Annotated in this window: 8 protein-coding genes; 4 read left to right on the top strand and 4 right to left on the bottom strand. The window is 46.6% G+C overall.

The window, feature by feature from the left end:
• Positions 1–106 precede the first annotated feature (106 nt).
• Entirely contained in the window at positions 107–622 is a 516-nt protein-coding gene (locus Q337_RS16735; RefSeq protein WP_051526552.1) for a protein tyrosine phosphatase family protein, read from the bottom strand.
• 278 nt (positions 623–900) lie between these two features.
• Between Q337_RS16735 and dnaE the strand changes: the two genes are divergently transcribed.
• The 4 genes from dnaE to cysE all read left to right on the top strand — a co-directional run bounded on the left by dnaE (position 901) and on the right by cysE (position 6829).
• Positions 901–4443 (top strand): DNA polymerase III subunit alpha, encoded by a 3543-nt coding sequence (gene dnaE, locus Q337_RS16730; protein ID WP_051526551.1) that lies wholly within the window; start codon positions 901–903, stop codon positions 4441–4443.
• A gap of 144 nt (positions 4444–4587) precedes the next feature.
• Positions 4588–4881: a membrane protein insertion efficiency factor YidD gene (gene yidD, locus Q337_RS0104295; protein ID WP_026470544.1), complete on the top strand. Its 294-nt coding sequence runs from the start codon at positions 4588–4590 to the stop codon at positions 4879–4881.
• 225 nt (positions 4882–5106) lie between these two features.
• Positions 5107–6006: an RNA methyltransferase gene (locus Q337_RS16725; protein ID WP_228133076.1), complete on the top strand. Its 900-nt coding sequence runs from the start codon at positions 5107–5109 to the stop codon at positions 6004–6006.
• Positions 5999–6829, top strand: a complete 831-nt coding sequence (cysE, locus tag Q337_RS0104285) for a serine O-acetyltransferase (protein WP_026470543.1) — start codon at positions 5999–6001, stop codon at positions 6827–6829. Before Q337_RS16725 ends, cysE begins: the two co-directional genes overlap by 8 nt.
• 48 nt (positions 6830–6877) lie before the next feature.
• Here cysE and Q337_RS0104280 read toward each other — a convergent pair whose 3' ends face one another.
• Genes Q337_RS0104280 through tssM form a run of 3 tightly spaced genes read right to left on the bottom strand, consistent with a single transcriptional unit; the run spans position 6878 to position 12592 of the window.
• Positions 6878–7687, bottom strand: coding sequence for an OmpA family protein (locus tag Q337_RS0104280; protein WP_228133075.1), 810 nt, complete (start codon positions 7685–7687; stop codon positions 6878–6880).
• Positions 7688–7718: 31 nt separating this feature from the next.
• A complete protein-coding gene (gene tagF, locus Q337_RS0104275; protein ID WP_026470541.1) occupies positions 7719–8681 on the bottom strand; it encodes a type VI secretion system-associated protein TagF in 963 nt (320 codons plus the stop codon).
• Positions 8681–12592 carry a type VI secretion system membrane subunit TssM gene (gene tssM / locus Q337_RS16720; RefSeq protein WP_084494775.1) on the bottom strand — a complete coding sequence of 1304 codons (3912 nt, stop codon included), beginning with the start codon at positions 12590–12592 and terminating at the stop codon, positions 8681–8683. The genes tagF and tssM overlap by 1 nt, the downstream gene beginning before the upstream one ends.
• Between the last annotated feature and the right edge of the window lie 32 nt (positions 12593–12624).

Raw genomic sequence — 12624 nt, 5'->3', positions numbered from 1 at the left:
TTTAGTCAGGCTTTAATGATTAGCTTTAAATTTGTCTGGTCAGGTTTAGTGATCTGTACAGTAACTTTAAGCTTAGTCCTTAAATAACAACAAGAAATGGAATTTCCTAGTAATTAAACTGCTCTGCCTGTAATTGCATTGCCACTGCATTAATTAGGCCAGTCCAGGTTTCATCTGGCTCCCAGACCTGATGCAGTAATTCATCGGCTTGCTCAATGGGCATTTTCATATAAAAACGGCGATACAAATACATCAGGCTAGAAGCACGCCAGTTCTTGGCACAATGAATCCAGACCAATTGATCCTGCAAGTGATGAATGGCTTTTAATGCAAACAGCGTCTGACTGGCTGAAGGACAATCCCACAAAATTGGCAGATGGATATAATGCATGCCCAGTTCCAGCACAGCACGATCCTCATAAATATGTTGCCGGATCAGGCTATTGTCCGCATCATTTAATGCCAGATTGACGACGGTTGACACGCCAGCCTGACAGATCAATTCCAGTTGCTGTACTGTCGGCTGGCCCGAGCTGTACAAATTATCGTGAATTTTCTGGACATTTAAAATCTCACTGATATTGATGCCATTTAACAGTACAGATGATGGGTGCTGGCTCATGCTTCTCTACCACAATTACAGTTTTCCAGATGAATTAGCTTACCCTAGTTCAAGAGAAGTTGTGCAATTTGTAGGCACGCATTTCATCGCATTTTTGAAATATTTTGAAAATCCACGTTTTTTTCTTCAAGCTTAAGTAAATTTCGGCATTTTTTATCAAGCCTTCGATTGTTAAGACCCAAATTTAATGTTTTATCGGGTCATCAATAATCCCCGATGTTTTTACGAACTCCACCAACAGGCATGATATGATTTGTGCTTCAAAACAGGAGGCAGTAATGAGCTTTATTCATTTGGGCATACATAGCGAATTTTCAATTGTTGATTCGATTGTCCGTATCCCCGCGCTCATCAATGCTGCCGCAAAAGACCAGATGCCCGCCATGGCACTGACCGACCTGTCCAACCTGTATGCTGCCGTCAAATTTTATAAGGCCTGTCTGGGTAAAGGCATCAAGCCCATACTTGGCAGTGAAATCCGCCTTTGTGACGATAAGGGTCGCGCGACCCTGCTGGCCATGAACAATGATGGCTGGCGCAACCTGACCGAAATTGTATCGCAAGGCTTTACCGATGGCCTGAATCTGGGTATTCCCTGCATTGAACGCGACTGGGTTTTTAAAAAGAATCATAGCCTGATTGCCATGCTGGGTATGCACAGTGATGTAGGACAGGCTTTGCGTAGCAGCACGCCAGAAAAAGCAGAAGGCCTGCTGGAAGACTGGATTGCGCAATTTGCCGACCGGGTCTATTTAGCAATTACCCGCACCAATCGTCCCGGTGAAGATGAATTTATTGAGCTGGCTTTGCAACTGGCTGAAAAATACCAGATTGGCGTGATTGCCCATAATGATGTGCGCTTTATGCAGGCCTCGGATTTTGAAGCGCATGAAGCCCGGGTGTGTATTGCTTCAGGCTATGTTCTGGGTGATGAGCGCCGTCCACGTGACTACTCTGAAGCGCAGTATTTCAAGACACAGGCTGAAATGGAAAGCCTGTTTTCAGACTTGCCGAGTGTCCTTGAAAATACAGTGGAAATTGCCAAGCGCTGTACCGTGACTTTAACGTTGGGTAAGAATTATCTTCCCAACTTTCCGATTCCTGCCGAACATACCATTGAAAGCTTTTTTGCCGAGCAGTGCCAGCTTGGCCTTGAGGAACGGCTTCAGCAGCTATACCCGGTTGGCTGTGATGAACGGGAAATGGGCAACTGGGCAGAGTTACAACAGCAATATGTAGACCGGCTTCAGTTTGAAATCAAAACCATTCTGGACATGGGATTTCCCGGTTACTTCCTGATCGTCATGGACTTTATCAAATGGGCCAAAAATAATGGCGTACCGGTTGGCCCGGGCCGTGGTTCGGGTGCAGGCTCACTGGTAGCCTATAGCTTAAAAATTACTGACCTTGACCCCCTACGCTATGAGTTGCTGTTTGAGCGCTTTTTGAATCCAGAACGGGTGTCCATGCCCGACTTTGACGTGGATTTTTGTATTGCCGGGCGTGACCGCGTGATTGATTACGTGGCACAAACCTATGGCCGTGAAGCCGTTTCGCAAATTATCACCTTTGGAACTATGGCAGCAAAAGGTGCTATCCGTGATGTGGCGCGGGTACTAGGCAAATCGTATGGTCTGGCCGATCGTCTGTCCAAGCTGATTCCAGCCAAGCCCATCGGCGTTGATCTCAAGCAGGCGCTGGAGATGGAGCCACAGCTTAAAGATATTGTGAGTAACCCAACTCATAATGACTTTGAAGATGCCACTGAAATCTGGGAGATGGCGCTCAAACTGGAAGGCATTACCCGTAACGTCGGCAAGCATGCGGGCGGTGTACTGATTGCGCCCAACAAGATTACCGATTTCTCGGCGGTGTATTGCGATGAAGAAGGCTCGCGCGTTAGCCAGTTTGACAAGGATGACGTTGAAGCCATTGGGCTGGTCAAGTTTGACTTTTTGGGCTTGCGCAACCTGACCGTTATTGAAGATGCCATTCAAAACATTAACGTGCGGCGCAAGCAGCAACAGCAGGCTTTATTGAATTTATCAACGCTGCCACTGGATGATAAACAGGCCTATAAAGTGTTTGCCGATGCCAACACCACGGCAGTGTTCCAGTTTGAATCCCCCGGCATGAAGCGCATGCTCAAAGAGGCAAAGCCCAGCCAGTTTGAGGAAATCATTGCGTTTGTGTCATTGTACCGTCCCGGCCCGATGGATCTGATTCCCGACTTTATCCACCGGATGCATGGTGGCGACTTTGAATACCTGCATCCCTTGCTGGAAAACGTACTCAAGCCCACTTATGGGATTATGGTGTATCAGGAACAGGTGATGCAGGCCGCGCAGGTATGTGCCGGTTATTCACTGGGTGGTGCGGATTTGCTACGCCGCGCCATGGGCAAGAAAAAACCTGAGGAAATGGCCAAGCAGCGCCTGACCTTTATTGAAGGTGCGGCCAAGCGTGAAATTGATGAACGCAAGGCCAATGAAATTTTTGACTATATTGAAAAATTTGCCGGTTATGGCTTTAACAAGTCGCATGCAGCGGCCTATGCGTTGGTTGCCTACCACACGGCATGGCTAAAGGCACACTATCCGGCAGAGTTCATGTCGGCAGTGCTCACCTCGGAAATGCAGAACACCGACAACGTGGTATTCCTGATTTCCGATTGCCGTAGTATTGGTCTGGAAGTGTTACCGCCTTCGGTTAATATGTCCAATTACAAGTTCCGTGCCTCAAATGAAAAAACCATTATTTATGGTTTAGGTGCCATTAAGGGTGTTGGCGAAGCAGCAATGGAATCTGTCATTATTGCCCGTGAACAGGATGGCCCCTATAAAGACCTGTTTGATTTTTGCCACCGTATTGACCTGAAAAAAACCAATAAGCGCACGCTGGAAGCCCTGATTCGTGCTGGTGCCATGGATTGCTTTGAAACTGAACGTGCCAGTCTGATGGAACAATTGCCAGAAGCCGTACAGGCGGCAGAACAGGCGCGCCAGAATCGTGAAATTGGCATGATGGACTTGTTTGGTGAAGTTGAAACCGTGCAACGGCCAGTCAGCAAATTTGTTAAACCGTGGAGCGATGAGGTTCGGCTTAAAGGCGAAAAAGATACACTGGGCCTGTATTTAACTGGGCATCCGATGGATGTTTATCGGCAGGAATTGAAAAACTTTATTCCAACCAGTTTGAATGAGCTAGGTGCCACCCGTCGCGGCAGTACCACTGTCTTTGCTGGTCTGGTGCTGGATGTTGCCAACTTTCCCAACCGCACTGTCATTACGCTGGATGACGGCACTGCCCGCCTTGAAGTCAACACTAACTTTGAGCGCCTGCAACGCTATAAGGAACTCATCAAGACTGACAATATCATTGTGATTGAAGGTGAAGTGGTTGAACGGGAAAACTTTGACCGTCCAATTGGCCGCTTGAATAAAGCATTTAGCTTAAATGAAATCCGGGCAAAACGTGCGTTAAATATTTTGTTGCAACCTGATACAGCATTGATGCAGCATCATAATTTTGCGTCAGAACTGGCTACAATCCTGCAACCCTACACCCAGCTTATTGATGAAACCAGCAAAAAAATTCCACTACATATTCAGGTAGAAACGGCCTATGCACAAGGCGTTCTGGAATTATCTGAACACTGGTGGGTGCGCGCTGAGGATGAATTACTACGCGCTTTACGCGAATATCTGGGCAAGCAGGCCATTTATGTGAATTACCAAACCAAGAGTAAAGCGCAAAAAACAGTTACGGCTTCTGTCCAGCAGGTAGAAGTAGCAGCGCCAAAGGAAGTGGTGTATTCCTGAATCAGCCTTAGTTAGGATAAAGTGCCAATCCCAGAATTTATAGCAAATGTAATAAACCCTGTTGCCAAACCGCAACAGGTCAATTCTCCACAATAACAAAATAGCCGGTTAAGCTTTAGTTTTAAAAATGAAGCGCTTAATAAGATGACCAATTCTATTATCAAAGCTGGTAATTACACTGTACTGCAAGTGATCGAAGGCTATCAGCGTTATCTATCGCCAATCAAGGGTTTTAAATGTGCAGCAGGTCATGTGTATGGTGATACCACCTGCTCGGCAGCCATAAAAGCCATTGTAAAAACTCAGGGCATTGTTCAGGGCTTGCCAGCCATTCAAAACCAGTTAAAGCGTTGCCAGACTGCTGCCCGCCAGCTTGCTGCCAATCCTGGTCAGCCTCAAGCTGGGGTGTTTTGTTGTGTATTGCCAATTCCCTTATAATTAATGATATTTACGACTAATAACATTAGGCATAGTACAATGATTGAGCTTTTAGTGCCGTGGACAAGTTAGTCGTTCCTACGCAGTTTATTTAGCTATGTATTCCCCTGTTTTTTAATTCTTCTAGTCACTGCAAATAAGGTGAGTAAATTTTTATATCTTAAATAATGTTATAGTAATAAACAGTTTTAGAAAGTCCTGTTTTACGAAAATTGCGAGTTTGATTTGTCTGAAATCTTAACACTGGAAGAGCGGCTCAATCGTATCCGCATTGTCATGGTCAATACTACCCTGCCAGCCAACATTGGTGCGGCAGCACGTGCCATGAAAACCATGGGCCTGTCCCGACTGGTTCTGGTTGCCCCTAAAACCTTTCCCAGCGGCGATGCAACAGCACTGGCTTCTGGTGCTGCCAGCATTCTGGAACAGGCCATAGTGGTTGACACACTTGAAGATGCCATTGCCGATTGTCATGTGGTGTTTGGAACGAGTGCACGCAGCCGTACTATTCCCTGGCCTTTGCTGGAAGCCAGGGCAGCAACTGGGTTGGCTATTCAACAGGCGGATCAGCATGAAATTGCGATTGTGTTTGGCCGTGAAGACCGTGGCTTGACCAACGACGAGCTGGCCCAGTGTAATTATCACTTAACCATTCCGGTTAATAGTGAGTATGGCGTATTAAATGTTGCAGCTGCCATTCAGGTGATTTGCTATGAACTGCGCATGCATGCACTGGAAACCCAGTCAAAGCAGCAACACTCTAATCCTGCTCAGTCAGCGCTAATGCCCCTGCCCAATCAGCAGGCCATGCAATGGGATGAACCTTTGGTGACCCAATCACAAATGCAGCAATTTTTTCCGCATCTAGAAGCCATGCTCACCGATATTGATTTTCTTGATCCGCAGAATCCCAGACTTTTGCCCTTACGTTTGCGTCGCCTGTTTGGCCGTATTCAACTGGATCGCATGGAATACAACCTGCTACGAGGTATTTTTGGCCGGGTACAAGCCTTAAGCCGGGGCAACTGGCCATTAAAAAATACTTCCCAGCACAATCCAGATCAATCTCAAAATACCGAGAACACTTTGCTATCCGTGACTCAGGATGATAACGACCATGTTTAAGCAGCTTAAAGAAGATATTCAAGCCGTCTTTGCCCGCGATCCTGCTGCCCGCAATACACTGGAAGTGCTGCTCACTTATCCTGGTATTCATGCACTGATCATCCATAGGGTGGCTCATCAGCTTTGGCAAAAGGAATTTAAAGGTACTGCACGCGGTATTTCCACCTTTAACCGTTTTCTAACTGGTATTGAAATTCATCCCGGCGCAAAAATTGGCAAGCGCTTTTTCATTGACCACGGCATGGGCGTCGTGATTGGTGAAACTGCAGAAATTGGTGATGATGTCACTTTATATCACGGTGTAACCCTGGGCGGCACCACCTGGAACAAAGGCAAGCGCCATCCTACCCTGGAAGATGGCGTGGTGGTTGGCGCTGGTGCAAAAATTCTCGGGCCTTTTATAGTGGGCAAAAATGCCAAAATTGGCTCCAATGCCGTGGTGACTAAAGCAGTTCCCGATAATGCCACCGCAGTGGGTAATCCAGCCCGTTATATCTTGAAAGATTACAAGGAACAGCCAGCTTCATTAAGCCTTGATGATTCACGCCGTATGAATTATGCCAAATCACTGGGTTTCCAGCCCTATGCCGCAGTGCCCAATGCCTCTGATCCGGTAATGGATGGCTTCCGGATTTTGCTGGATCACATGCAAAAAACCGATCAGCGCTTGCAGGATATCTGTACCAGCCTGTCGCAGGTTAATCCGGAATTTTGTATGCAACGTCAAAAGCCACTATCCAAGGATGATCAGGCCATCATTGAAGAAATCAAGCGGGAATGTGATTTAAGTACCTGCTCCAACGAACGGGCCTTTAAAAAATAAATACAGAAACTGATTGCTCATCAATCGTAGTGCTGTAGGGTCAGACCTCTACAGCACTTCAAATTCAATACGGCGATTGCGTCGTCTACCTTCTTCACTACTATTATCAGCAATAGGCTGATTGGCGCCCAAACCTTCCGTGCGTAACAGGATTTTATTCACGCCCTTGCCAGCCAGATAATCCCGTACCGCATTAGCCCGTTGTAATGATAGCCCAAGATTGGTCACGGGATTGCCCTGACTGTCAGTATGTCCAATAATCCGCACCGATTTGTTGCCCACTTTATTCAGGGCAACCGCCATTTCATCCAGAATATACTGACCCACAGGCGTTAAAATGGCACTGCCTGATTCAAACTCTACAATACGATTACCCAATGCCTGATCAATCAGCTTTTGTTCAGAAGCATTAATTTCAAGTAACTGCTTTACTTTATAAACACTCGATATGCCGTTGGTCATTTGCTGAGCTAAAGTTGCTTTAATGGCTTCAGAAGGCACTTTGCCGCTTAACTGTATATTGCTGCCAGCAATTTCAAGCCGTCCCTTACTCACATTTTTTAGCTCAGGCTGAATGCTATTCAATACAGTTTGCCGCCATTCAGGGGGCATTGTCACCGCTGCCACCGTAATCTGGTCTACTACATTGTCACCATATAGGCTTTTTAACTTGCTTATAATCTGTTGTCTGGTTTGTTCATCCGGCACTACACCACTGGCAATCACAGGCTCCTGCCCAGCCACAGCATGATTAGCCTGCAAGCCACAGCCCAGTAACAATAGTATTGAAGTAAAATTGGCCATTGCATTTTTTAGCTTTTTAACTTTTACCTTATGATTTTTATTAAAAAAATTCATTGTGCTATCCTTTAATATGGAAATATTCATTTTAATTTCCCAAAAAAACCTGCTTAAACAGTCTGGTTGCATCTATTAATGACATCTGGCTATCGCCGAGTACCTGTTCAAGAGTTGCCAGTCCCGCGTCATTTTCCAGATAGCTGTCCACCCAGCTTGCTTCTGCAACGTTTACCCAGTGATCTGAACTGATATTGTTTTGCATCATGCCGCTCAGGGCTGCAATATCTGCCCCTTGAAAACCTACCATGAGCAATGGTTTTGCCTGATTCCACAGCATAATTGACAGTTCAATATTATGGCGCTTGATAAAACCAGTGATTAAGTCCAACCAGAAAGTTGCAGTAAAGTGAATATCCGGAATCGGTGCCAATGGTAACAGCAATACCTTGTTGAGCTTTTTGGCCCCCTGACTCACTACAGGTTGTAGTAACAAACCCAAACCAATCAGGCTTTGCACAAAATTGTACGGCTGAAGGCCCAGCACGTGGGCAAACTGCCATAGACTATAACTGGCAACCTGTGCCTGATAAGAACTGCCTGTTTCATCATTGAGCACACAAGGCTGCTCCAGTATCTGCATGAGCTGCGCACTATCCTGAATATGCAAAAGGTTCTGGTTACGCTGTTGGGTGCTTTGCCACAGGTCATCCAGAATTAGCGGTGCATGGGCAACAAACTGCTCAGGCTGACGGATTTGCAGGCGGCAGCCTGTGACCAGCGGAAAACGGCGTTTTGACGTATCATGACTTGCACTTAAATAGCCTGTTAAGGCAACAGGCATTTTTGGATTACAAAATACAAAGCTGATGCCGGACATTTCATCAAAATTGGCATAATCATCTTGCTGGCTGGAATAATCCTCAAGGGCTTTGGTAATCCATTCATCCAGTATGCTCAACATGGTATGCTGGCCTGCACTACGTAAAAAATCCCCACGTGCCGGACATTTACCAAAGTAAAAATAATCAGCACTGATAACCTGTGTGTGCACTATGGGTTTACTCCTGTGGCTGCAGGCGTAGTCGCAGCTGTTGTAGGAGGTATAGTGCGATTGATCGTGTTATTGATATTAGTGGGTGATTGCGGGACAGCTTGGCTAGCAGCCGTACTGGCTGTATTAACTGATATATTGGTTACGCCCATATTTCCCATCACTGTAACGTCCGGCACAAGCTGTAACCCTTTTAAGCCATTACTTCCTGTAGGGACATCGCTATTATTTGCAGCCGCGCCACTGATGAGCCGGAACTTGACGGTTAATGGTGCCGTATTGGCCTGACCATTCCAGCGCAACTCAAAACTGCCATCGGCAAGTTTTTTGCGGCTGGCTGAAGTCATCAGTTTTTCCAGTCCATAGGCACCTGGCTCATCTACGATAGTAACAATGTTGCCAGACAGGTCAGTGGCTGTAATTTTAACGCCCGGCTGGCTGGACGGATTGGGCCAGACAAAACTCACCCATTCCGGCAAGCCATTGTTATAACGCAGGCGCTGTCCATCAATATCAATCACATATTCACTTAATCCCGCAATGGCTAACGGATAAATCTGGAATGTCGTCTGGTCAGGATTAGCACTGGTCTTTCCTGCATTATTCAGATTGGCTGTGCTGGGACTACCACCAACTGGCGCAATATACTGCGGAAAATCCGCCACAAATTTGGGATTAAGATTAATGCCAATGCCATTCCATGTTTTGGGAGCCAGTTGTAAACCACGCCGAATCACCAGTGGATCAAGCTGGCTGGTGACAAACTGGGAGATACTGCCCGATTCACCCAGAATACGGCCAATTTCATTGGATGTTGCTTCTATACGGGCACCGGGTGCAAACGGGTATTTAGTAGCAAGCGTGCTACTAAATGGCTGGTACACCTGTGCATTCCACAGGCGATTGAGTTCCTGTTGTGCTGGCGTCATGAGCACCTTGTAGGACTGGATTAATGGCTTAATTAATAGCGGCCTTAAAATCTGGCGCATTTCATCAGTGGTACCTGCCAGCATTTGCTCATCAACCAGTTGCTGGGTTGCATTAAATTCTGAGCCACTTTCCTGCACCGTCTGGCGTACCAGACCAATCACACTGGGGCCAATGTCCCCTGCATTGGAAATCTTGTTAAGCCGCGAGCGAATCGCTGCTAACTGGTCGATATAATTATCCAGTAATGCACGTTTCTGGTTGTCTTCACGCACTCGTACCATGTTATAAACAGCTTCAAACTCACTGCCAATAACACCCAGTTTTGCTTGTGCCTTGTTTAGTCCACTGGGGTCAATATTAATCTGAACTGGCGCTGCACTCTGGCGTAAGACTTTGTTTTTAAGCCATGTAACAAATCCCTGCTTGGCCAGACTGGCACTTTCATCCATGGCAGCAGGATTATCCCAACTGGTTTCTGTAGCAATTAAGGTAATCATTTTACGGGCTGGTGATTGCTCGGTATCCCCCAGATTATTGATAACCTTTAACTGCTGGTTAAAGTCACCCGATGGGACATAATCAATGGCGCGGATAAATTTCTTCCATTCGTCTATATAGTCTTTCTTGTATAGCCCTACCAGTTCACGGCGAATTTGCTCAGGACTACCAGTCAAGGTCAGGTCATCATGGCGTACGCTGTTCAGTACCCAGTCCTTGCCTTGCACATTAGATTTACTGGCTTCATCAATGGCCTGACTGACATAACCATCCCAGGCGGCTTTAGTAAACGTGCCGGACAGCGCATTACTGCCCACCATAAAGTGACGGTTCTTTTCACCCACCACCTGAGCCACAGTAATGGCAGGATAACGCACGGCAGCACGCATCTTGATTTCAGCATACACCCGATCACGCGCAGGCATGCCCTTGATGACCTGGCGCAAATGCTCACGCGTTTGATCCACCAGTGCCAGATCTGCCTCAAGCACTGGAAATGCCGTACTCTGGCTTTGTGCCAGTGAATAACTGATCAGGCGCTCAGCCTTGCGAATCATGTCACTCCGCGACATCTCGCCACGGTTTGCCTCAAGCCATGTCCGCCAAAAACGGGTAATCTGATCGTTCAGATGGCTGGATTCCATATGATTATGATCAGCCAGCATCAGATAGGCTTTTAACGCATTGTAAGCATCCTCTGCACTGGTTGCTGATGCTTCGGTATATTGCTTGGAAGCACTAATGGCTGCTGCCTCAACAGGTTTGCTGGTTGTTGCTGTTTTCAGCGCATCGGCATTGGCATTTACTTCACCCAGATAACGCACAATATTTTGCTGAACAGGCGTGAGCATGACACGTTTTACGCCGGCCAGATATTCAGTAAGCAGTTTTTCCCGTAAGGCCTTGCCCTGATATAAACCAAATTGTAGGGATAACGGGCGATCCTGCTGGTAACGATCCAGTTGCTCCAGGCGATCCTGCAAAATTAATAATGCATCAAACTGGCTGGACAGACTGGCCTGACCCTCGGCCTGAATGCGTTTTACCTTTTGCAAATCGGCACTGACATTCTGGATTAATAACTGGTTGTTCCGGTATGACCAAGTCCAGACACTCAAGGCAACCCCAATAACCAGCAGGCCAGCCAAAAATGCTGCATGCCGTTTTTGGCGACGGTTGCGGTTGAGATACTGACGTACCAAATGCTTGTCTGCCAGAATTACACGGGAAAAAAGCTGCTTTAAAAAATAACCATGCTGACTAGCAATTTCCACATGTTGCCCATTGCCATGCGTCGGTTCAGCCAGACTAAACTGGGTCACAATCTGCTTGGTCATGGGGCTATCCACCGTTCCTTCCTGCAAGGCACTGGTAAAATAAAACCCACGAAAAACGGGCTGAAACTGAAATGGATTTTCTTCAAACAATGCTGAAATAAATAATTTTAAAGCCGGTTTGATGGATTTGAATTCCAGTGGAAAGGTCATGACACTAGGAGAAATGGTCTGGGAATGCCGACGGGTCAAATGCGTGGTACTTAAATCCTGCAAGCCCTCATACAACACATTAAATTGTTCTTCAAACTGGGCGCTCGCGTCTTTACCAGCTTTTTCCTCGTAGGGAATGGTGGCTCCCCACACCTGCTGGCGTTCCTCATCATCATAAATTGAAAAGAAATCCGTAAAACCCGCCACCAAATCCATCTTGGTGAAAATCACATAAACCGGTGCAAACACTTCCAGTTGTTCAGTCAGATCCTGCACCCGGCTCCGCAAATTTTTGGCAAGTTTTAACGCATGTTCCGGGTTATTGCTCATTAGCTCGGCAATACTAACCCCAATGATGATGCCGTTAATAGGTGCCTTTTTACGGTTTTTTTTCAATAAGCCCAGAAAGCCCAGCCATTCCTGATGGTCTTCCTCATAGACTGCATAGCGCCCGGCAGTATCCAGCAAAATTCCTTCGGTGGAAAAAAACCAGTCACAATTACGGGTGCCGCCAATTCCCTGAATAGCCGCCTTATCCCTGTTATTTTCAGCAAAGGGAAAGCGTAATCCCGAGTTTTGAATGGCAGAACTTTTTCCTGCCGCTGGATTACCAATCATCATGTACCACGGCAGTTCATACAGCGCCGCATGACCCCGCTTGTCACCTAACCTTGATTTACGCAAGGTACGAATGGAGTCATTCATTTGCTGTTTTAGAAACTGGATTTTTTCTGCGTCATCATTTTTGTTTTTAGGGCTTAGCAGACGGTTGTCCTGTTGCAGCAAGTCTGCCAGTTCGGCACCCTGCTTACCATTTTTCCCTTTGAAATGCCACCATAGTCCGCCAGTTATCATTAATAACAGTAAGAACCCGCCCATCAGGCTCCAGAACAGTAATGGTGAAAGCACACGGTAAGCACACACCGCCACTACTATTATACCAGCTGCGATAATCAGGCGAGGATCATATATTCGTTGCCAAAAACCATTTATCATCTTGGTGGTCACTTCATCATAATATTTAATAA

Source organism: Alkanindiges illinoisensis DSM 15370, assembly GCF_000619845.1.
GTDB classification, from domain to species: Bacteria; Pseudomonadota; Gammaproteobacteria; order Pseudomonadales; family Moraxellaceae; genus Alkanindiges; species Alkanindiges illinoisensis.
The sequence above is the reverse complement of the archived record's forward strand: the minus strand, read 5'-3'. Positions and strand labels throughout refer to the sequence as shown.

Bases quoted from the DNA above. Each gene is read 5' to 3' on its own strand.
- Q337_RS16735 (WP_051526552.1), bottom strand. From the start codon at position 622: ATGAGCCAGCACCCATCATCTGTACTGTTAAATGGCATCAATATCAGT.
- dnaE (WP_051526551.1), top strand. From the start codon at position 901: ATGAGCTTTATTCATTTGGGCATACATAGCGAATTTTCAATTGTTGAT.
- yidD (WP_026470544.1), top strand. From the start codon at position 4,588: ATGACCAATTCTATTATCAAAGCTGGTAATTACACTGTACTGCAAGTG.
- cysE (WP_026470543.1), top strand. From the start codon at position 5,999: ATGTTTAAGCAGCTTAAAGAAGATATTCAAGCCGTCTTTGCCCGCGAT.
- Q337_RS0104280 (WP_228133075.1), bottom strand. From the start codon at position 7,687: ATGAATTTTTTTAATAAAAATCATAAGGTAAAAGTTAAAAAGCTAAAA.
- tssM (WP_084494775.1), bottom strand. From the start codon at position 12,592: ATGATAAATGGTTTTTGGCAACGAATATATGATCCTCGCCTGATTATC.